Genomic DNA, 21,234 nt, shown 5'->3' on the forward strand with positions numbered 1-21,234 from the left:
CGGTGCCGGGCGGTCGGGCAGCCCTCGCCGCCCGGCCGCCCTCGACGGTCGCGACCGTGAATTCCCGAATACCGGGGACGGGCTATTGCCCACCTTTCTGGACAAAGCCCCGGACGAAATCCTCCGCGTTCGACTCGAGCACTTCGTCGATTTCGTCCAGGACCGCGTCGACGTCGTCGCTCAGCTTTTCCTGGCGCTCCTTGAGGTCGTCGGAATTCTGGGTTTCCGCGGCCTGCTCCTCGACCTCCTCGGAGGAGCGGTTCGCCCGCTGCTGGCCGCCGCCGGTGTCCTTGCTCGCCATTTCCCTCACCCCGCTCGATCGGTCTGGCACGGTTTGGTCGCTGCTTGCTGCACCGACCCTATACACAAGGTGCGACTGCCGCTCCCGGTTTGCCGGTGGCGCTTCCTGTCCAACACCCGCTGCCACCCCGGATGATTCCCATTCGGCGGACGTTCACCCATGGTGATCGAAAAGTTACCCGCCGGCCAGCACCCGGAGCAGGTCCTCCGCCGTGCGACAGCGGTCCAGCAGCTCCTTGACGTGGTTGCGGGTGCCGCGCAGCGGCTCCAGGGTGGGCACCCGCTGGAGCGAGTCCCGGCCCGGCAGGTCGAAGATCACCGAGTCCCAGGAGGCCGCCGCGACGTGGTCGGCGTACTGCTCCAGGCAGCGCCCGCGGAAGTACGCCCGGGTGTCCTCCGGGGGCTTGGTGACGGCCCGCTCGACCTCGTCCTCGGTCACCAGCCGGTCGAACCGGCCACGGGCCACCAGGCGGTTGTAGAGGCCCTTCTCGGGCCGCACGTCGCTGTACTGGAGGTCGACCAGGTGCAGCCGCGGGTTGTCCCACTGCAGGGCGTCCCGGCTGCGGTAGCCCTCCAGGATCTCCCGCTTGGCGATCCAGTCCAGCTGCTTCGAGAGCGACATCGGGTCGCGCTCCAGCCGGCCGAGCACGTCCTCCCAGCGGGCCAGCACGTCCACCGTCTGCTCGTCCGCGTCGGTGCCGAAGCGGTCCTCGACGTACTTGCGGGCCAGTTCGAAGTACTCCAGCTGGAGCTGGACGGCGGTGAGCTTGCGCCCGTTCCGCAAGGTGATCAGGTGCTTGAGGGTCGGGTCGTGGGAGACCCGGTGCAGGGTGCGCACCGGCTGGTCGACGGCGAGGTCGGAGGCGATGAAGGAGTCCTCGATCATCGACAGGACCAGCGAGGTGGTGCCCAGCTTGAGGTAGGTGGAGATCTCGGAGAGGTTGGCGTCCCCGATGATCACGTGCAGCCGGCGGTACTTCTCGGCGTCGGCGTGCGGTTCGTCGCGGGTGTTGATGATCGGCCGCTTGAGCGTGGTCTCCAGGCCGACCTCGACCTCGAAGTAGTCCGCGCGCTGGCTGATCTGGAAGCCGTGCGAGGAGCCGTCCTGGCCCAGGCCCACCCGGCCGGCGCCGGTGACCACCTGGCGGGAGACGAAGAACGGGGTCAGGTGGCGGACGATGTCGGCGAACGGTGTCGCCCGCTTCATCAGGTAGTTCTCGTGGGTGCCGTAGGAGGCGCCCTTGTTGTCGGTGTTGTTCTTGTACAGGTGGATGTTCTGCCCGTTGGGCAGCTCCAGCGCGCGTTGCGCGGCGGCCGCCATGATCCGCTCGCCGGCCTTGTCCCAGAGCACGGCGTCGCGCGGGTTGGTCACCTCGGGCGAGCTGTACTCGGGGTGCGCGTGGTCCACGTAGAACCGGGCCCCGTTGGTGAGGATGACGTTGGCGAGGCCGATGTCCTCGTCGGTCAGCTGGCTGGCGTCCGCCACCTCGCGCGCCAGGTCGAAGCCCCGCGCGTCGCGCAGCGGATTCTCCTCCTCGAAGTCCCAGCGGGCCCGCCGTGCCCGGTGCATCGCCGCCGCGTACGCGTTGACGATCTGGGACGAGGTGAGCATGGCGTTGGCGTTGGGGTGCCCGGGCACGGAGATCCCGTACTCGGTCTCGATGCCCATCACGCGCCGTACGGTCATGCGGCCCTCCTTGCCCGGTGCGCCGCCCCCCACGGGCGGAACACGCTGACGTACCGCTGAACAACACCGACGCCGGCCGTGTGCCCGCGAACGGTGGGTCGAGCCTAGAACGCGGCACGGACGGGCGGGCCCCGAGACGCGCCGTCCGGCTGCGGGGCCGCGAGGCGCCACAGCCGGACGGGGTGCGTGCTGTTCCGGGGTCCGGCCGGAGCCGGGCCGGGTGCTTACAGGTACTGCCCGGTGTTGGCGACAGTGTCGATCGAGCGGCCGGACTCGGCGCCCTGCTTGCCGGTGACCAGCGTGCGGATGAAGACGATCCGCTCGCCCTTCTTGCCGGAGATGCGGGCCCAGTCGTCCGGGTTGGTGGTGTTCGGCAGGTCCTCGTTCTCCTTGAACTCGTCCACGCAGGCGGCGAGCAGGTGGGAGACGCGCAGACCGCGCTGACCGTGGTCGAGGAAGTCCTTGATGGCCATCTTCTTCGCGCGGTCGACGATGTTCTGGATCATCGCGCCGGAGTTGAAGTCCTTGAAGTACAGGACCTCCTTGTCCCCGTTGGCGTAGGTGACCTCCAGGAAGCGGTTCTCCTCGGTCTCCGAGTACATCCGCTCCACCACGGACTGGATCATCGCGGCCACCGTCGCGCCCAGGGAGCCGTCGTGCTCCTTGACGTCGTCCGGGTGGAAGGGCAGCGACTCCTTGAGGTACTTGGAGAAGATGTCCTTCGCCGCCTCGGCGTCCGGGCGCTCGATCTTGATCTTGACGTCCAGGCGGCCGGGCCGCAGGATCGCCGGGTCGATCATGTCCTCGCGGTTCGAGGCGCCGATGACGATGACGTTCTCCAGGCCCTCCACACCGTCGATCTCGGCCAGCAGCTGCGGGACGATGGTGTTCTCCACGTCCGAGCTGACGCCGGACCCGCGGGTGCGGAACAGCGACTCCATCTCGTCGAAGAAGACGATGACGGGGGTGCCCTCGCCCGCCTTCTCCCGGGCCCGCTGGAAGACCAGCCGGATCTGCCGCTCGGTCTCGCCGACGTACTTGTTGAGCAGCTCCGGGCCCTTGATGTTGAGGAAGTAGCTCTTCCCCTGGGGGCGGCCGGTGACCTCGGCGACCTTCTTGGCCAGCGAGTTGGCGACGGCCTTGGCGATCAGCGTCTTGCCGCAGCCGGGCGGGCCGTAGAGCAGCACGCCCTTGGGCGGGCGCAGCTCGAACTCCTTGAAGAGGTCGGCGTGCAGGTACGGCAGCTCGACCGCGTCGCGGATCTGCTCGATCTGGTTGCTCAGGCCGCCGATCTGGCGGTAGTCGATGTCCGGGACCTCCTCGAGGACCAGCTCCTCGACCTCGGCCTTCGGCACGACCTCGTACACGTAGCCGGAACGCGGTTCCAGCAGCAGGGCGTCCCCCGCCCGGATGGTGACCTCGCGCAGCGGTTCGGCGAGACGCACCACCCGCTCCTCGTCGGTGTGACCGATGACCAGGGCGCGCTCGCCGTCCTCCAGGATCTCCTTGAGGGTGACGATCTCGCCGATCCGCTCGAAGGCCATCGCGTCCACGATGTTGAGGGCCTCGTTGAGCATCACTTCCTGGCCGCGCCGCAGCTCGTCGAGGTCGACGTTGGGGCTGACGTTCACGCGGAGCTTGCGCCCGCCGGTGAAGATGTCGGCGGTGCCGTCCTCGTTGCTGTTGAGGAAGGTGCCGAACCCGGCCGGGGGCTGTGCCAGCCGGTCCACTTCCTCCTTGAGGGCCACGATCTGGTCGCGGGCCTCGCGCAGGGTAGAGGCGAGCCGTTCGTTCTGGGCGGTCACGCCGGCCAGGTTGGTCTGGAGCTCGACGATCCGCTCTTCGAGGATTCTCGAATTGCGCGGCGAGTCGGCGAGCTTGCGGCGCAGCACGGCGATTTCCTGCTCAAGGTACGAGACCTGAGCGGCCTCGTCGGAACCACGAGCGGGCCTGCCGGTGCTGCGGTTGTAGTCGTCATCGTGGGCTGCCACGGTCCTCACCTCCTCCGGGGAGCTGGACGCTTCCAGACCCTACCTGGGACCAGGGGTCCGTAAACCCCTAGATCAAGAAAGATGGAACGGGCGTGTCCGATCTCCGCCCCAGCGTGCTTCCCCTCTGCTAAGGAGATACCCACCGCGCACCACCCAAAGCGGACCAGATGTATCGTCGAGCGGGTCGATATCCGATCGCGACCCGCAGTGCGGCGTCCGATCGTTGTACGAATGGCGGGATTGCCCCGGAAAAGGGCGTCCCGGGACAGAAACGGCAGGGGACCATGTCGGTGACCGAGCAGACGGCGGCGACCGAGCAGCTGGAAGTGTGGATCGACCAGGATCTGTGCACCGGCGACGGCATCTGCGTGCAGTACGCGCCCGAGGTCTTCGAGCTGGACATCGACGGCCTGGCGTACGTGAAGGGGCCGGACGACGAGCTGCGCCAGCAGCCCGGGGAGACCGCCCCGGTGCCGCTGACGCTGCTTCAGGACGTGGCGGACTCCGCGAAGGACTGCCCCGGCGACTGCATCCACGTGCGCCGGGTCTCCGACCGGGTCGAGGTGTACGGGCCGGACGCGGAGTAACTCCCTTACGTGGAGCTGAGCGGGGCGGCGGTCTGGGAACGGTCCCAGCCGCCGCCCTTGCGCGTCCAGGTGAGGTCGAGTGAGATGTCGGGGCGGAAGCGCGGCACGTCCGGGCTCGAATACCCCTGCGCGTGGGCGGTGATGACGCCGGCGGAGTCCAGGTTGAGCCGGCTGACGGTGAGGTTCTCGCGCTCGGAGAGCAGGGTGGCGAGCACCACCGGGCCGGGGCCGAGCAGGTAGACGGCGTCCGGCGGGGTGCCGTTCTCGGCGGCGCAGTGCGCGGCGACCACGGTGGCGGGCCGGCCGCCGCCCAGGTCGGCGGACAGGCTGAGGACCGTCTTCACCGGGAACGGGCCGCAGTCCAGCGGCAGTTGGGCCTTGGCCGGGTCGGGGGCGGCGCTCGCCGGGAGGGCCTGGGGAGTGTGGTGGACGGGCACCGGGGTGCCGCTGGCGGGGCCGGCGGCGAGGGCGGCGGCCACCACGGCGCCGCAGCCGCCGAGCGCCAGCGCCCAGTGCCAGGGGGCGGTGTGCGCGTGCCCGGGCCGGGTGCGGCCCTTCACTGCCCGCTCGTCAGCCGTCGCCTCGACCGCGGTCTCCACCAGGCGTCCCCTCCAGTGCTCCAGGAGCTGGTCCGTGTGAGCGAGCATCGTCCCACACGCTGGTCACGGAAATGCCAAGGGGTGGTACGAGCACTGAGCTCGTACCACCCCTCATGGCAACTGTGGTCAGCCGAGGTCGGGCTGCTCGGTCTCCGCGGCGCGGGCGGCGGCACGGGCCGCGGCGCGCTCCTGCAAGGTCGGCTCGGGCGCCCCGTTGTCGTAGTCCTCGCCGTAGGCGCCCTTGGCCGGGCGGCGGCGGCGCAGCGGCGGCTCGACGCCGTCCGCGAGGCGGCGGGCGGTGAGCAGGAAGCCGGTGTGGCCGATCATCCGGTGGTCCGGGCGGACCGCCAGGCCCTCCAGGTGCCAGGTGCGGACCATGGTCTCCCAGGCCTGCGGCTCGGTGAAGGTGCCGTGCTCGCGCAGCGCCTCGACGGTCTTGGACATCTGCGTGGTGGTGGCCACGTAGCAGCAGATGAGGCCGCCGGGGACGAGCGCCTTGGAGGCGACGTCCAGGCACTCCCAGGGGGCGAGCATGTCGAGGATGACGCGGTCGACGTCGGTCTCGACCAGGTTGTCCTGGAGGTCGCCGACGGTGAGCTTCCACGCCGGGTGCGGCCCGCCGAAGTAGCGCTCCACGTTGCTCTGGGCGATGTCGGCGAAGTCCTGCCGGCGCTCGTAGGAGGCCAGCATGCCGGTGTCGCCGACGGCGCGCAGCAGGTAGGTGGAGAGCGCGCCCGAGCCGACGCCGGCCTCGACCACGCGGGCGCCGGCGAAGATGTCGGCCATCGCCAGGATCTGCCCCGCGTCCTTGGGGTAGATCACGGCGGCGCCGCGCGGCATGGACAGGACGTAGTCGGGGAGCAGGGGGCGCAGCGCGAGGTACGGGACGTTCCCCGTGGTGCGCACGACCGTGCCCTCGGGGGCGCCGATCAGCTCGTCGTGCGGGAACGCACCCTTGTGGGTGTGGAACTGGTTCCCGGCCTGGAGCGTGAACGTGTAGTGGCGACCCTTGGGGTCGGTCAGCTGGACCTGGTCCCCGACCTGGAAGGGCCCGCGTCGGCGGGTGGCACCGGTCGGTTCGGACATGCGGACAATCCTAAGGGAAGTGGAACCGGCCGCCTTACCGGGGTGATCAACGACCGGTGACGGCGGCGGTCAGCCGCTGCTCGATGTCGGTGAGCGCGGCCACGCCGAACACCCGGCCGTCCGCCTCGACGACCAGGTACTCCCCGGCCGGGGTGGCCTGGACGGCGCGCAGCAGGTCCTCGCCGGCGAGGTCCGCGGACAGCCGCAGGCCCGGTTCGAGGTCACGGGCGAGCGGGCCGACCGCGACCCACGGGCGGCGGTGCTCGGGCACGGCCCGGACGGCGGACTCCCTGACGATGGCGATCGGCTCGCCCCGGCCGTCCACCACGACCACCGCGCCGGCCTGCGCCTCGCGGGCGCGCCGCAGCGCCTCGCCGAGCGGGGTGTCGGCGGTGACCTCGACGACGCGGCGGGCGAGGTCGCGCAGCCGCAGGCCGGGCAGCGCCTCCTTGAGCCGGGCGTTGCGCAGGCTGCCGCCGGCCCCGTTCCAGATGATCGCGGCGAGCACGGCGGCCAGCACCGCGTCGACCAGGGTGTCGGTGCCGGTCCGTTCGACGTCGCGGGCGGCGCTCACCAGCGGCAGCCCGATCAGGACGGCGACGGCCAGCGCCCGGCCGACCCAGGCGGCGGCGACGGTGCCGGCCATCGGCCTGCCACTGATCGCCCAGACGACGGCGCGCAGCATCCGCCCGCCGTCCAGCGGCAGTCCGGGCAACAGGTTGAAGGCGGCGACCACCAGGTTGGAGACCATCAGGCCGGTGAGCAGCACCCCGGGCACCGTGGAGAGGTCCACGGCCCGGGTGGCGAGGTAGCAGAGGCCGCCGAGCACCAGGGAGAGCAACGGGCCGACGAAGGCCAGCCAGAACTCGCGCCAGGGGGTCTCCGCCTCGTTCTCGATCTCCGAGACGCCGCCGAAGAACTGCAACTGGATCCGCCGCACGCCGAGCCGGTAGCGCAGCGCGACCAGGGTGTGGGCGAGCTCGTGGATCAGCACCGAGCCGTAGAAGGCGACCGCGAAGGAGAACGCGACCAGGTAGCGGGCGCCGCCGAGCTCCGGCAGCACGTTGTCGAGCTGCCCGCCGAACACCCAGGTGATCAGCGCGGCGATGACGAACCAGGACGGGGTCACGTACACGGGCACGCCGAAGGGGCGGCCCATCAGGAGGCCGCCGCCGCGCTCGGGCGGCTGCCCCGGGCGGCCGCCGTCGTCCTGCGGTGGCTGGTCGGAGGTCTGTTGCCCCCTGCTGTCGCTCACCGTGATCCCTTCGGTCGTCTCCCCCGTCGTGCACCGGTGCGCCCACGCTACGTGATCTCGTCCGCACGGCGCCGCGCGCCCCTCTGTGGGGCTTCATACCCACTGCGGGCCGTCCTGTGGCAGCACGGTGGCAGCGGGATGACAGCGAAGGGCAATAGGGTCGTAGCCATGCACCAGACCGACACCACCAGTGCCGCCGGGGCCCCGGCGCGCCCGGCGGCGGCCCCGACCGGCCTGTCCCCGTCCCGGGCGGGGGACTTCCTCACCTGTCCCCTGCTCTACCGGCTGCGGGTGATCGACCGCCTGCCGGAGCCGCCGAGCCCGGCGGCGACCCGGGGCACCCTGGTGCACGCGGTGCTGGAGCGGCTGTTCGACAGCCCGGCGGCCGATCGGACGCCGGACCGGGCGCTGGGCCTGCTGCGCCCGCAGTGGGAGCGGCTGCTGGGCGAGCGCCCGGAACTGGGCACCCTGTTCCCGGACGACCCGGACGGCGCGGCGCTCACCCGCTGGCTGGCGGACGCCGAGAAGCTGGTCGGGCAGTGGTTCCGGCTGGAGGACCCGACCCGGCTGCACCCGGTGGAGCGCGAGCTGTACGTGGAGACGGCCCTGGAGTCGGGGCTGCTGCTGCGCGGCTACATCGACCGGGTGGACGTCGCCCCGACCGGTGAGGTCCGCCTGGTGGACTACAAGACCGGCCGGGCGCCCTCGCGGGACTTCGAGGGCAAGGCGATGTTCCAGATGAAGTTCTACGCCCTGGTGGTGTGGCGCTGGAAGGGCGTGGTCCCCAAGCGCCTCCAGCTGGTCTACCTCGGCGGCGGCGGGGACGTGGTCAGCTACGACCCGGACGAGGCCGACCTGCTGGCGGTGGAGCGCAAGCTCCAGGCGCTCTGGGAGCGGATCAGCCACGCGGTCGCCACCGGGGACTTCCCGGCGACCCGCAACCGGCTCTGCGACTGGTGCGACCACCAGGCCAGCTGCCCGGAGTTCGGCGGCACGCCCCCGCCGTACCCGCTGCCGCTGGCGCGTACGTCCGAAGGCTGAAGAGGACGATCCCGACGGGGGATCCGATGAACGAGGAGTGTCCCAGGTGACGATCCGAGTGCTGCTGGTCGACGACCAGCCGCTGCTGCGCACCGGTTTCCGGATGATCCTGGAGGCCGAGTCCGACCTGGTGGTGGTCGGCGAGGCCGGCGACGGTCAGCAGGCGCTGGACCAGGTGCGGGCGCTGCAGCCCGACGTGGTGCTGATGGACATCCGGATGCCCCGGATGGACGGCGTCGAGGCGACCCGCCGGATCGCCGGCCCGGGGCGGGACGGCCCGGCCAAGGTGCTGGTGCTGACCACCTTCGACCTGGACGAGTACGTGGTGGAGGCGCTGCGCGCGGGCGCCAGCGGCTTCCTGCTGAAGGACGTCCCGGCGGAGGAGCTGGTGCAGGCGATCCGGGTGGTCGCGGACGGCGCGGCGATGCTGGCCCCGAGCATCACCCGCCGGCTGCTGGACATGTACGCCACCAAGCTGCCCTCGGGCGAGGAGGCACCGCCGCAGGCGCTGGGCGCGCTGACCGAGCGTGAGCTGGAGGTGCTGAAGCTGGTGGCGCGCGGGCTGTCGAACGCGGAGATCGCCGGCGAGCTGTTCGTCAGCGAGACCACGGTGAAGACGCACGTGGGCCACGTGCTGACCAAGCTCCAGCTGCGCGACCGGGTGCAGGCGGCGGTGTACGCCTACGAGAGCGGCCTGGTGCGCCCCGGCACGCTGTAGCCCGCCCGGACATGACGGTGGCCCGCCCGCTCTCCTGCACCCTGGGGAGAGCGGACGGGCCACCGTGCTGAGGGTGCCCGGCGACTACTTGGCGGCGCGGCCGATGTCCCAGAAGCGGAACACGCCGGTGGTGTCGACGGTGGACTCGACGCCGGTGATGTACGAACGCGCGGCGTAGAAGGCCTTGTTCTGGAACAGCGGGATGAGCGGCGCGTTCTCCGCGACGATCTGCTGGATCTGCGCGTAGCCGCCCGCCGCGGCGCCGCGGTCGGCCTGCTTGAGGCCCTCCGGCACCAGCTTCTGGCTGATCCGGGCGTCGTCCCAGCCGTGGTGGTAGGCGCCGCCCTCGACGATCAGCGGGGAGATGTAGTTGTCGGCGTCCGGGTAGTCGGCGAACCAACCGATGATGTACGCCTGGTACTTGCCGTCGGCCCAGCCCTTCTTGAAGGCGTCCCAGTCCGCCTCCTGCTGGACCGTCACCTGGAACAGGCCGCCGGTCTCCAGCTGCTTCTTCAGCGTCTCGGGCTCGGCGTTGCCGGCGCGCGAACGCGCCCAGGTGAGGGTGAGCTTGACCGGGGTCTGCACCTTGGCGTCGGTCAGGATCTTCTTGGCCTTGGCGACGTCCTGGTCGCCGTAGCGGTCGAAGAAGGCGGTGGTGTGGCCGGTGACGCCGGCCGGGACCATCGCGTACAGCGGCTGGACGGTCCGGGCGAAGACGTCGCGGGCGAGCGCCTTGCGGTCGAGCAGCTGGGCGGCGGCCTGGCGGACGGCGACGTTGCCGCCGACCTGGTCCTTGGTGTTGAAGACCAGCGAGCGGGTGTCGTTGCTGTCGCCCTCGACGACCTGGAGGTCGGTCTTGCCGCCCTGCTGGTCGGCGTGGATCTGGGCGGCGGTGTTCGGCTCCAGGCTGTTGTCGGTGAGGTCGACGTCGCCCTTGTCCAGCGCGGCCTTCAGGTCGGCGGCCTTGTCGTAGAACCGCACGGTGAACTTGCTGTTCCGCAGCTTGGCGTCGCCGCTGTACTTGTCGTTGGCCACCAGCACGACCTTGCCGAGCTGCTTGCCGGCGCTGTCGCCGCTGCTCAGCATCTCCATCGAGTCGAACTTGTACGGGCCGGAGCCGACCTGCTTGTCGTTGGGCTGCACCTTGTCGGCCGGGTAGACCTGGTGGTCGACGATGGCACCGGCCGGGCCGGCCAGCTTGGCGGGCAGGGTGGCGTCGGGGGTCGAGAGGTGGAAGATCACCTCGGTGTCACCCTTGGCCTCGACGCTCTTGATCGAGGAGAGCAGGCCGACCGGGCCGCCCGGGTCGTTGATCTTCTTGGTGCGCTCGATCGAGAACACCACGTCGGCGGCGGTCAGCGGGTGGCCGTTGGAGAACTTCAGGCCGGACCGCAGCGTGCAGTGGTACTGGCTGGCGTCGCCGCCGGTGAACTCGCAGGACTGCGCGGCGTCCGGGGCCGGCGAGCTGGACGCGGCCGGGAAGCTCAGCAGCGACTGGAAGGTGTTGCGCAGCATCAGCCAGGAGCCGGAGTCGTAGGCCGCGGCCGGGTCCAGCACGCTGGTCAGCTGGCTGGTGCCCATGGTGATCGACTTGCCGCTGTCGCCCTTGACGGCGTCGGTGACCGATCCACAGCCGGCCACGGTCACGGCGACCAGGCCGGCACAGCCGAGTACTGCCAGGCGTTCAGCTGAAGTCTTCACGGGGCGCGTCCTTCTGGGTGCGGTCCGGCGGGGGCCGGGGCCCGCGTCGAGGGCGTTCCGTGGTGCGGAAGGCGTGCGCGGGCCACGCGCCGTACCACCGCGGGCAGGACGGGGTTGCCCGTCTGCGGCGGTGGCTGGGCGCGGGTGTGGGGAACGAACTGGAGTAGCGTGCCATATCGAACACGTACGACCGCTACCCGCGCAGATGACGTTTGGGAAACGGCGGTTCCGGGCATCCACGCGCGCCCGACGACTTGTCAGACAATGCCCGTTTTCTCCCCCGGCAGGCCGGGGCGCCGAGCCGACCCGGCCGCTTACCGGCGGGTAGCACCATTGTGCAATGAGATGACAATCACACTCGTGAGGCGACCAGCGACTGGAGCAGTTCAAGATCGACCTGCTCCAGCGAGGGCAGCACCAGCCGCCCGGGGGCCGGCTCGATCGGCGCCACCGAGGGCACCGCGATCACCGGGCACCCGGCCGCCTCGGCCGCGCGCACCCCGGTCGGCGCGTCCTCGACCACCACGCAGCGGGCCGGCTCCGCACCGAGCCGGCGGGCCGCCTCCAGGTACGGGTCCGGGTGCGGCTTGGTGCGCGGCACCTCGTCGCCGGCGACCGAGAAGGCGAAGTGCTCGGCGCCCAGCGAACGCAGCACGATGTCGATCACGTGCCGGTGCGAGGCGGACACCAGGGCGGCCGGGATCCCGTGCGCGGCAAGGGTGTTGAGGAGCCGTTCGGCACCGGGCATGAGCGGCACGCCGCCGGCCAGCAGGTCGACGAAGCGCTGGTTGATCAGCACCGTGAGATCGGCCGGGGAGAGGTCCACCCCGGTTCTGCCGACCAGGTAGTCGATCACCCGGGTCATCGGACCGCCCACCACCTGGGCCCGGTCCTCCTCGGTCAGCGCGTGGCCCAGCTCGGCGAAGAGCGTGACCTCGGCCTGCCACCAGAACTCCTCGGTGTCCACCAGCGTCCCGTCCATGTCCAGCAGCACCGCCTGAAGGCCGTGGTCGTCCCCGTGGGCGAGCGCCGGAACGGCGGTGGAGATGGTGGTCATGGCGGGAGTCCTTCCGACGGTGCCCCGCGGGGCGTCCTGACGTCCCTGGGGGATGGCACGGGCCGGCCCGCTGGTGAGCGGACCGGCCCGTTCAGGATCATCCAGGATACGCCCGCTCCGCCCGGAAGGAGCGAACGCAGAGCGGCATCGGGATTACCGGGCGTTGAAGTACTTCGCCTCCGGGTGGTGGATCACGATGGCGTCGGTGGACTGCTCCGGGTGCAGCTGGAACTCCTCGGAGAGCACCACGCCGATCCGCTCGGGCTTCAGCAGCTCGGCGATCTTGGCGCGGTCCTCCAGCTCGGGGCAGGCCCCGTAGCCGAGCGAGAAGCGGGCACCCCGGTACTTGAGCGCGAACATGTCCTTGACGTCCTGCGGGTCCTCGCCGGAGAAGCCCAGCTCGTACCGGACCCGGGCGTGCCAGAACTCGGCCAGCGCCTCCGCCAGCTGCACGGACAGGCCGTGCAGCTCCAGGTAGTCGCGGTAGGAGTTGTCGGCGAACAGCTCGTTGGCCGCCTCCGAGATCCGGTTGCCCATGGTGACCACCTGGAGGCCGACCACGTCCCGCACGCCGGACTCCTCCGGGCGGAAGAAGTCGGCCAGGCAGAGCCGGCGACCGCGCCGCTGGCGGGGGAAGGTGAACCGGGTGCGCTCGGTGCCGTCCTCGTGGAAGACGATCAGGTCGTCGCCCTTGGAGTTGGCCGGGTAGTAGCCGTAGACCACGGCCGCCTCCAGCCAGCCCTCGGTCTGCAGCCGGTCCAGCCACATCCGCAGCCGCGGCCGGCCCTCGGTCTCCACCAGCTCCTCGTAGCTCGGACCGTCGCCGTTCCTCGCCGCCTTGAGGCCCCACTGGCCCTTGAACAGCGCGTCCTCGTCCAGCCAGGAGGCGTAGTCGGCGAACGGGATGCCCTTGACGATCCGGTCGCCCCAGAACGGCGGCGTGGGCACGGTGTTGTCCACCGTGACGTCCGAGCGGATCTGGCCGAGGTTGACCTCGGGCTCCTCCTCCACCTCGACCCGGGCGTGCCGGCGCTGCTTGAGCTCCGGCAGGGCCGCGCCGGGGACGCCGCGCTTGACCGCGATCAGCGCGTCCATCAGCCGCAGGCCCTCGAAGGCGTCCCGGGCGTAGCGGACCTCGCCCTCGTAGATCTCGTGCAGGTCCTGCTCGACGTAGGCGCGGGTGAGCGCGGCGCCGCCGAGGATCACCGGGTAGCTGGCGGCCAGCTTGCGCTGGTTCAGCTCCTCCAGGTTCTCCTTCATGATCACGGTGGACTTCACCAGCAGGCCGGACATCCCGATGACGTCCGCGTTGTGCTCCTGCGCGGCGTCCAGGATCGCCGAGACCGGCTGCTTGATGCCCAGGTTGACCACGTTGTAGCCGTTGTTGGACAGGATGATGTCGACCAGGTTCTTGCCGATGTCGTGGACGTCGCCCTTGACGGTGGCGAGCACGATGGTGCCCTTGCCCTCGCTGTCCGACTTCTCCATGTGCGGCTCCAGGTGGGCCACCGCGGTCTTCATCACCTCGGCGGACTGGAGCACGAACGGCAGCTGCATCTGGCCGGAGCCGAACAGCTCGCCGACCACCTTCATGCCGGCCAGCAGGGTCTCGTTGATGATCTCCAGCGCAGGGCGCTGGGTCAGCGCCTCGTCCAGGTCGGCCTCCAGGCCGTTGCGCTCGCCGTCGATGATCCGGCGCTGGAGGCGCTCCTCCAGCGGCAGCGCGGCCAGCTCCTCCGCCTTGGACGCCTTGACCGAGGCCGAGGAGACGCCCTCGAACAGCTCCAGCAGGCGCTGGAGCGGGTCGTAGTCGTCCCGGCGGCGGTCGTAGACCAGGTCGAGGGCGGCCTCGCGCTGGTCCTCCGGGATCCGGGAGATCGGCAGGATCTTGGAGGCGTGCACGATCGCCGAGTCCAGGCCGGCCTCCACGCACTCGTGCAGGAAGACCGAGTTGAGCACCACCCGGGCGGCCGGGTTCAGGCCGAAGGAGATGTTGGACAGGCCGAGGGTGGTCTGCACGGCCGGGTGGCGGCGCTTGAGCTCGCGGATCGCCTCGATGGTCTCGATGCCGTCCCGGCGGGACTCCTCCTGGCCGGTGGCCAGGGTGAAGGTGAGGCAGTCGACCAGGATCGAGCCCTCGTCGACGCCGTAGTCGGCGGTCAGCTCGGCGATCAGCCGCTCGGCGATCTCGACCTTCTTGTCGGCGGTGCGGGCCTGGCCCTCCTCGTCGATGGTCAGCGCGATCAGGCCGGCGCCGTGCTCACGGGCCAGCGAGGCGATCCGCCCGAACCGCGAGTCCGGCGCGTTGCCGTCCTCGTAGTTGACCGAGTTGAGCACCGCGCGGCCGCCGAGCGCCTCCAGGCCGGCGCGCAGCACGTCCGGCTCGGTGGAGTCCAGCACGATCGGCAGGGTGGAGGCGGTGGCCAGCCGGCCGGCGATCTCCTTCATGTCGGCGACGCCGTCGCGGCCGACGTAGTCCACGCAGAGGTCCAGCAGGTGGGAGCCGTCCCGGATCTGCTCGCGGGCGATCTCCACACAGGCCTGCCAGTCGCCGGCCAGCATCGACTCGCGGAACTTCTTCGAGCCGTTGGCGTTGGTGCGCTCGCCGATCGCCAGGTACGAGGTGTCCTGGCGGAACGGCACCGCCTGGTACAGCGAGGACGCCGACGGGTCCGGCTGCGGGGTGCGCGGGGCGATCGCCCGGCCCTGCACCCGCTCGACCACCTGACGCAGGTGCTCGGGGGTGGTGCCGCAGCAGCCGCCGACCAGCGAGAGGCCGTACTCGCGGGTGAACACGTCGTGCGCGTCGGCCAGCTCGGCCGGGGAGAGCGGGTAGTGGGCGCCGTCCTTGCCGAGCACCGGCAGGCCCGCGTTCGGCATGCAGGACAGACCGATCCGGGCGTTCTTGGCCAGGTAGCGCAGGTGCTCGCTCATCTCGGCCGGGCCGGTGGCGCAGTTGAGGCCGATGTAGTCCACGCCGAGCGGCTCCAGGGCCGTCAGCGCGGCGCCGATCTCGGAGCCGAGCAGCATGGTGCCGGTGGTCTCGACCGTCACCTGCACCAGCACCGGCAGGTCCAGCCCGGCCTCGGCGAGGGCGCGCTTGCAGCCGAGGATGGCGGCCTTGGTCTGGAGCAGGTCCTGGCTGGTCTCGACCAGCAGCGCGTCCGCGCCGCCCGCGATCAGACCGGCCGCGTTCTGCTGGAAGCCGTCGCGCAGCGTCTCGTACGGGGCGTGGCCGAGGGTCGGCAGCTTGGTGCCGGGGCCGATCGAGCCGAGCACCCAGCGGGTGCGGCCGTCGGCGGCGTGCGCGTCGGCCACCTGGCGGGCGATCCGGGCGCCGGCCTCGGACAGCTCGAAGATGCGGTCGGAGATCTCGTACTCGCCGAGCGCGGAGAAGTTGGCGCCGAAGGTGTTGGTCTCGACGCAGTCCACGCCGACGCCGAAGTAGGCCTCGTGGACGGACCGGACGATGTCGGGCCGGGTCAGGTTGAGGACCTCGTTGCAGCCTTCGAGGTTCTGGAAGTCCTCCAGGGTCGGATCCTGTGCCTGGAGCATGGTGCCCATCGCACCGTCGGCGACCACCACCCGGGTGGCGAGTGCTTCACGCAACGCGTTCGCGCGGCTCTGCTGAGTGATGGACGGGTCGGCTGCAGTGGCCATGGGGCTTCTCCCTGGTGCGACGGCTGTCGGCTTTGCGAACCCGCTTGGTCGGGACGCACGTGGCCAGGGTATCCGGCCAGCGGCCGACCCCGGGGCGGCATTCCGTATCCTGAGCGTTCGACCGCAAGGGGGGAGCAACCGCGTGGCTCGATTCCGCATGTCCGCGCGTCGTGTCGGCCGGGCGATGACGACCCCGGCCCGGGCGTTTCGCGACAAATGGCGAGGCTGGTCCTGGTGGCGCCGGGCCCTGCTGGCGCTCGGCCTGGCGGTCGCCGTACCGGTCGCCGCGCTCGGCTCGGTCTTCGTCGCCATCCGGCTGCACTACGTCGGCGACCCCTCCCCCGAGGCCCGCACCCGGGGCCGGGACGCGGTCTGGCTCGGGCACGCCTGGGTGGACGGCCGCAAGACCGAGGCCGACGTGGCCGCGCTGGCGCGCCAGCTGGCCGGCACCGGGGTGCGCGACCTGTACGTCCACACCGGCCCGCTGGAGCACGACGGCTCGCTGCCGCCCGCCGTCCACCCCCGGGCCCGCTGGTTCACCGACACGGTGCACCGGGCGCTGCCGCAGGTCCGGCTCCAGGGCTGGCTGGGGGACGAGGTCAAGCCCGAGAGGGACGCCCTGGACCTGGAGGACGCGCCCACCCGGGAGCGGGTCACCGCCTCCGCCCGGCAGGTGCTGGACCAGGGCTTCGACGGCGTCCACTTCGACATGGAACCGATCCGGCCCGGTTCGGCCGGATGGCTGACCCTGCTCGACCAGGTCCGCGCGGTGACCGCCGGGCACGGCGCCAAACTCTCCGTCGCCGCCCCGCAGATCGACCCGCTGCCCGGCCTGCACACCGCCGGCATCCTCCTCACCGGCCACGGCAAGTGGTGGGACCAGGCCTACTTCACCGAGACCGCCCGCCGGGTGGACCAGATCGCGGTCATGACCTACGACTCCTCGATGCCGACCGAGCCCCTGTTCGGCGGCTACAACGCCCTCCAGACCGAGCTCGCCCTGAAGGCCACCCCGGCCGACGTGGACCTGCTGATGGGGCTGCCGTTCTACTGGGACGACAAGTGGGGCCACTGGGGTGACGCGGAGACCGTGGCCGCGGCCGTCCGGGGCGTCCGGCTGGGCCTCGACCGCCAGGACCGGCGGCGGCAGAACTTCGGCGTCGCGCTGTACGTGGACTTCGCGGCCACGCCCGAGAACTGGGCGGCGTACCGCGAGGGCTGGGTGGACGTCTCCTAGCCAGGGCCCAGGCGGCCAGGCCCTAGGCGGCCAGGCGGTGGGCGAGGGCGCCCAGGTAGCGGTGGACCGTCGCGTCCTCGCCGGTCAGGTAGTGCGAGACGGCCCGGTACAGCGGCTTGCGCACCTCGCCGCGCTCGGTGACGGTCAGCGTGCAGCCCCCGCCCGCCGGGGTCAGTACGTACGTCCAGGTGCCGCCGTACGGCAGGTCCGGGTCGGCGATGCCGGTGACCAGGCGGTGCGGGGCCTCGCTCGCGACCACCTCGTAGGTGGTGTGGCCGTGCCGGTCGTACTCGCGCCAGCGCGGGCGGCCGCCGGCCGTGGCGGGCAGCCGTTCGACGTGGGTGAGGCCGGGGCGCCAGGCCGGGTAGAGGTCGATGTCGGTCAGCACGTCCCAGACCGCGCCGGGCGGCTGGGCCAGTTCCAGGCCACCCTCGGTGACGTGCTCCACCGGCAGCCGGCGGCCGGCCCGGTCCGCCGCCAGTAGCACCGCGGCCCCGGCCACCGCCGCCGCGCCCGCGCCGATCCACAGCCATCGGTTCATCGGTCCGGCTCCTCACTGCCCACGCCGCCGCGCCCCCGCCCGTCCATCATCGCGCCGCCCCGTCGGGCGGGCACGCTCGGCGGGGGCGGCCCCCCAGCCGCGGCCCACCTGCGGTCCACCCGCGTCCGGACCGCTGACGGCCCGTCAGCCGAAACCGTCCGGATAACCGCTGGATCAGGGCGGCCCGCTCCCCCAGACTGTCCCGGTGCCCGGCCGGCACGCGCATCAAAGCCCGTAGGCTGGGCAGGTAGGGACCATGGAGCGAGGCGTTCCATGGGAGACGAGAGGTTCGACAGTCGGCAGCCGGCCCGTCGGCGCCCCGGCAGGCCAGCCGGGGCGGTGCGGGGCCGACCACCGACCGGAGGGAGACGCTGGGTGATCGAGCTGGAAGATGTTCCCGAGTTGATCGACCCGGTGATGGTCTGCGCCTTCGAAGGCTGGAACGACGCGGGCGACGCCGCCTCCGCGGCCCTGGCACATCTGGACGAGACCTGGGGCGGCAAGGTGTTCGCCGCCCTGGACGCGGAGGACTACTACGACTTCCAGGTCAACCGGCCGACGGTCTGGCTGGACGGCGGGATCCGCCGGATCACCTGGCCGACCACCCGGCTCTCGGTGATCCGGGTGACCGAGCCGACCACCCGGGACGTCGTCCTGGTCCGCGGGATCGAGCCCAGCATGCGCTGGCGCTCGTTCTGCAACGAGCTGCTCGGCTTCGCGCACGAGCTGGGCGTCGAGCTGGTGGTGATCCTGGGCGCACTGCTCGGCGACACCCCGCACAGCCGCCCGGTGCCGGTCAGCGGGGTCACCTCCGACCCGGAGCTGGCCCGCCGGCTGGACCTGGAGGAGAGCCGGTACGAGGGCCCGACCGGCATCGTCGGGGTGCTCCAGGAGGCCTGCACGCACGCCGGGGTGCCGGCCGTGACGCTCTGGGCGGCGGTGCCGCACTACGTCGCGCAGCCGCCGAACCCCAAGGCCACGCTGGCGCTGATCAACAAGCTGGAGGACCTGCTGGACCTGCGCATCCCGCCGGGCGAGCTGGGCGAGGACGCCCGGGCCTGGCAGCTGGGCGTGGACCAGCTGGCCGCCGAGGACAGCGAGGTGGCCGAGTACGTCCAGCAGCTGGAGGAGGCGCAGGACACCGCCGAGCTGCCGGAGGCCTCCGGCGACGCGATCGCCCGCGAGTTCGAGCGTTACCTGCGCCGCCGGGAGAACGTCGGGCCGACCGGCGAGAAGCCGGTGGCCGGGCACGCCACGGCGGAGCGGCCGGCCGACCCGGAGCCGCCGAGCGCGCGGGAGAGCCAGGAGGGCTCCGAGGAGGAGTGACCCCACACCGGGGCAACTCCCGGGGAACGCCGAAGGGGCGTCAGGACGACCGGTCCTGACGCCCCTTCGGCGTCGGTCAGGGCGCTCCGGTCAGGGCGCTCCTTGTCAGAGCGCGACGCCGAGCAGCGCGTCCACGGTGCGGCTGACCAGGCCGGGCGCGCCGATGTCGGTGCCGCCCTCGGCCTCCTGCCGTGCCGCCCAGCGGTCGACGGCGGCCAGCGCGGTGGGCGCGTCCAGGTCGTCGGCGAGCGCCGCGCGGACCTCGGTGAGCAGCTCCTCGGCGGCCGGGCCGTCCGGCCGGGAGACCGCGGCCCGCCAGCGGGCGAGGCGCTCGACGGCCTCGTCCAAGGTGGCCTTGGTCCACTCCCAGTCCTCGCGGTAGTGGTGCGAGAGCAGGGCGAGGCGGATCGCCGCCGGGTCGACGCCCTCGCGGCGCAGGGCCGAGACGAAGACCAGGTTGCCGCGCGACTTGGACATCTTCTGGCCGTCCAGGGCGACCATGCCGGCGTGCACGTACGCCTTGGCGTACGGGTGGGCGCCGGTGGCGACCTGGGCGTGCGAGGCGCCCATCTCGTGGTGCGGGAAGGAGAGGTCGCTGCCGCCGCCCTGGATGTCGAAGGACATGCCGAGGTACTGCAGCGCGATGGCGACGCACTCGATGTGCCAGCCGGGGCGGCCGTGGCCGAGCTCGGTGTCCCAGGCGGGCTCGCCGGGGCGGGCGGAGAGCCAGAGCAGGGCGTCCAGCGGGTGGCGCTTGCCCGGGCGGTCCGGGTCGCCGCCGCGCTCGGCGAAGACCGGGCGCATGGCCTCGCGGGTCAGGCCGGAGACCTCGCCGAAGTGCGGGTCGGCGTCGACCGAGAAGTAGATGTCGCCGTCGACCTCGTAGGCGGCGCCGGAGGCCAGCAGCTTCTGGACCAGCGGGACGATCCACGGGATCGACTCGACGGCGCCGATGTAGTGAGCCGGCGGGAGCAGCCGCAGGGCGGTCATGTCCTCGCGGAACAGGGCCGTCTCGCGTTCGGCCAGGGCCACCCAGTCCTGACCGGTCTCGACCGCGCGCGCGAGCAGCGGGTCGTCGACGTCGGTGACGTTCTGGACGTACAGGACGTCGTGACCGGCGTCCTTCCACACCCGCTGCACCAGGTCGAAGGCGTTGTAGGTGGCGGCGTGGCCCATGTGGGTCGCGTCGTAGGGAGTGATGCCGCAGACGTAGATCCGGGCGGTGCCGTCCTGCGGCACGACCTCGCGGACCGTGCCCGCGGCAGTGTCGAAGATACGGAGGGGGAGCCCCTGACCAGGCAGGGCGGGAACCTCGGAGGCGGGCCAGGCATGCATGGGATTGACTTTAACCTTGAGAACATTTGAAAGCCTAACCAATAGAGAAGATCGACTGGATTCACCTCCTGTCGTTGCCTGAGCGCTTTGCGACTGATACAGCGCGGTTCCACCGGTGAGCGCCCGGTCGGCCCTGCCGCCGACCGGGCGCCCGGCCCTCCGGTGGTGCGGTCGGAGCCGCTACGACCGCCGCCAGAGGGCCGGCACGTTCGGCGGTTCCCAGCCGACCAGGGCGGTGTGCGCCTGGAGGCAGACGTAGGAGACGCCGGAGTAGCTGACGCGGTCGCCCGCGCGGTAGGAGGTGCCCGGTTTCCAACTGCCGCTCGGGGGCGTGCTGGGAGTCCCGGTGGGGGTGGGCGTGCCGGTGGGGGTGGCGGTGGGGCTCGGGGTGCCCGGGGTCTGCGGCACGTCCAGCACGAAGTCGTAGCTGCCCTCGCGGCCGGGACCGTTCTGACGGACGTTCATCAGCAGCCGGGCGTCGAAGATGGTGTCGGTGGAGTTGCGCGGCTCGCCCGGGAAGTAGAGCTGGGTGGTGAGCACCGGGCGGCCGGGGGCCTGGAGCTTGACGTGGATGTGCCGGGTGCGGCCCGGGTAGAGGCCGGGGACGATGGTGTCCAGCCGGAACGCGCCGTTGGCGTCCGAGAACTGGTGGCCGCGGAAGGTGTAGCCGACGTTGTCGTAGGCGCCGTCGTCGTCGGCCTGCCAGAAGTCCAGCAGCACGCCGGGGACGGGGCGGCAGGCGCGGCCGAACACGTAGCCGCTGACGGTCAGCGGGGTGCCGGGGCCGTCGCCCGCCATGGAGCTGCGCAGCGGGGAGTCGGGCTTGAAGTACGGGCCCTCGGTCTGCTCGATGGTGGGGTCGTCGCCGTCGTGGCAGGCCGGGGTGAGGCCGGGGGTCCGGCCTCCGGCGGCCTGCTCGCGGGCCAGCGCGACCCCGCCACCGACCAGCAGCGGGGCGGCGCCGAGCGCGGCGGCGACCTTGAGGACGGTCTTGCGACTGATCGTGCCGTCAGGGGTGGGCATGCGCCGTCTCCTTCGGGTGGCTGGGGTGGGGAGCGGTGGGGGGCGGCCCTTGCCATGGTGGGGGCATGACAAGGACCGGACCGGCCGCCC

The 21,234-nt window shown here is 71.7% G+C and carries 17 protein-coding genes; 5 read left to right on the top strand and 12 right to left on the bottom strand.

Annotated features, from left to right (window positions below):
• Positions 1 to 82: 82 nt before the first annotated feature.
• The 3 genes from ABTY15_RS10630 to arc form a co-directional block, all read right to left on the bottom strand.
• A complete protein-coding gene (locus ABTY15_RS10630; protein ID WP_031069167.1) occupies positions 83 to 301 on the bottom strand; it encodes a ubiquitin-like protein Pup in 219 nt (72 codons plus the stop codon).
• Between the two features lie 174 nt (positions 302 to 475).
• On the bottom strand, positions 476 to 1,987 hold the full coding sequence (gene dop, locus ABTY15_RS10635) for a depupylase/deamidase Dop (RefSeq protein WP_350579499.1): 1,512 nt from the start codon (positions 1,985 to 1,987) through the stop codon (positions 476 to 478).
• Positions 1,988 to 2,211: 224 nt separating this feature from the next.
• The gene (arc, locus tag ABTY15_RS10640; protein WP_350579511.1) at positions 2,212 to 3,978 is read right to left on the bottom strand and encodes a proteasome ATPase; all 1,767 of its coding nucleotides are present in this window, start codon (positions 3,976 to 3,978) and stop codon (positions 2,212 to 2,214) included.
• Positions 3,979 to 4,262: 284 nt separating this feature from the next.
• Between arc and ABTY15_RS10645 the strand changes: the two genes are divergently transcribed.
• Positions 4,263 to 4,565, top strand: a complete 303-nt coding sequence (locus ABTY15_RS10645; RefSeq protein WP_350579520.1) for a ferredoxin — start codon at positions 4,263 to 4,265, stop codon at positions 4,563 to 4,565.
• Between the two features lie 5 nt (positions 4,566 to 4,570).
• Here the strand turns inward: ABTY15_RS10645 and ABTY15_RS10650 are convergent, their stop codons facing one another.
• From ABTY15_RS10650 to ABTY15_RS10660, 3 genes are all read right to left on the bottom strand, one after another.
• Positions 4,571 to 5,212: a hypothetical protein gene (locus ABTY15_RS10650; RefSeq protein ID WP_350579530.1), complete on the bottom strand. Its 642-nt coding sequence runs from the start codon at positions 5,210 to 5,212 to the stop codon at positions 4,571 to 4,573.
• A 78-nt stretch (positions 5,213 to 5,290) separates the two neighbouring features.
• On the bottom strand, positions 5,291 to 6,250 hold the full coding sequence (locus tag ABTY15_RS10655) for a tRNA (adenine-N1)-methyltransferase (protein ID WP_350579534.1): 960 nt from the start codon (positions 6,248 to 6,250) through the stop codon (positions 5,291 to 5,293).
• Between the two features lie 46 nt (positions 6,251 to 6,296).
• The gene (locus ABTY15_RS10660) at positions 6,297 to 7,505 is read right to left on the bottom strand and encodes a site-2 protease family protein (protein ID WP_350579545.1); all 1,209 of its coding nucleotides are present in this window, start codon (positions 7,503 to 7,505) and stop codon (positions 6,297 to 6,299) included.
• 168 nt (positions 7,506 to 7,673) lie between these two features.
• Between ABTY15_RS10660 and ABTY15_RS10665 the strand changes: the two genes are divergently transcribed.
• Together ABTY15_RS10665 and ABTY15_RS10670 are read left to right on the top strand one after the other, a co-directional pair.
• Complete coding sequence (locus tag ABTY15_RS10665; protein ID WP_350579562.1) at positions 7,674 to 8,546, top strand: RecB family exonuclease; 873 nt, start codon at positions 7,674 to 7,676, stop codon at positions 8,544 to 8,546.
• A gap of 46 nt (positions 8,547 to 8,592) precedes the next feature.
• Positions 8,593 to 9,264 carry a response regulator gene (locus ABTY15_RS10670; RefSeq protein ID WP_350579590.1) on the top strand — a complete coding sequence of 224 codons (672 nt, stop codon included), beginning with the start codon at positions 8,593 to 8,595 and terminating at the stop codon, positions 9,262 to 9,264.
• Positions 9,265 to 9,348: 84 nt separating this feature from the next.
• Here ABTY15_RS10670 and ABTY15_RS10675 read toward each other — a convergent pair whose 3' ends face one another.
• The 3 genes from ABTY15_RS10675 to metH all read right to left on the bottom strand — a co-directional run bounded on the left by ABTY15_RS10675 (position 9,349) and on the right by metH (position 15,682).
• Positions 9,349 to 10,965 carry an ABC transporter substrate-binding protein gene (locus ABTY15_RS10675; protein ID WP_350579602.1) on the bottom strand — a complete coding sequence of 539 codons (1,617 nt, stop codon included), beginning with the start codon at positions 10,963 to 10,965 and terminating at the stop codon, positions 9,349 to 9,351.
• Between the two features lie 352 nt (positions 10,966 to 11,317).
• Positions 11,318 to 12,022 (bottom strand): HAD family hydrolase, encoded by a 705-nt coding sequence (locus ABTY15_RS10680; protein ID WP_350579633.1) that lies wholly within the window; start codon positions 12,020 to 12,022, stop codon positions 11,318 to 11,320.
• 153 nt (positions 12,023 to 12,175) lie between these two features.
• Entirely contained in the window at positions 12,176 to 15,682 is a 3,507-nt protein-coding gene (gene metH, locus ABTY15_RS10685; RefSeq protein WP_350579640.1) for a methionine synthase, read from the bottom strand.
• A gap of 142 nt (positions 15,683 to 15,824) precedes the next feature.
• Here metH and ABTY15_RS10690 point away from each other — a divergent pair, with 142 nt between their 5' ends.
• On the top strand, positions 15,825 to 16,919 hold the full coding sequence (locus ABTY15_RS10690) for a glycoside hydrolase family 18 protein (protein WP_350579659.1): 1,095 nt from the start codon (positions 15,825 to 15,827) through the stop codon (positions 16,917 to 16,919).
• A 22-nt stretch (positions 16,920 to 16,941) separates the two neighbouring features.
• Here ABTY15_RS10690 and ABTY15_RS10695 read toward each other — a convergent pair whose 3' ends face one another.
• A complete protein-coding gene (locus ABTY15_RS10695; RefSeq protein ID WP_350579661.1) occupies positions 16,942 to 17,460 on the bottom strand; it encodes an SRPBCC family protein in 519 nt (172 codons plus the stop codon).
• Between the two features lie 375 nt (positions 17,461 to 17,835).
• Here ABTY15_RS10695 and ABTY15_RS10700 point away from each other — a divergent pair, with 375 nt between their 5' ends.
• Positions 17,836 to 18,786 (top strand): PAC2 family protein, encoded by a 951-nt coding sequence (locus ABTY15_RS10700; RefSeq protein ID WP_350579665.1) that lies wholly within the window; start codon positions 17,836 to 17,838, stop codon positions 18,784 to 18,786.
• 105 nt (positions 18,787 to 18,891) lie between these two features.
• On the opposite strand, the gene mshC is transcribed toward ABTY15_RS10700, so the two are convergent.
• On the bottom strand, positions 18,892 to 20,121 hold the full coding sequence (mshC, locus tag ABTY15_RS10705) for a cysteine--1-D-myo-inosityl 2-amino-2-deoxy-alpha-D-glucopyranoside ligase (RefSeq protein WP_350579667.1): 1,230 nt from the start codon (positions 20,119 to 20,121) through the stop codon (positions 18,892 to 18,894).
• 180 nt (positions 20,122 to 20,301) lie between these two features.
• Positions 20,302 to 21,144: a dioxygenase family protein gene (locus tag ABTY15_RS10710; protein WP_350579670.1), complete on the bottom strand. Its 843-nt coding sequence runs from the start codon at positions 21,142 to 21,144 to the stop codon at positions 20,302 to 20,304.
• Positions 21,145 to 21,234: the final 90 nt, after the last annotated feature.

The sequence above is a fragment of the Kitasatospora sp. NPDC097643 genome (assembly GCF_040302625.1).
Lineage (GTDB): Bacteria > Actinomycetota > Actinomycetes > Streptomycetales > Streptomycetaceae > Kitasatospora.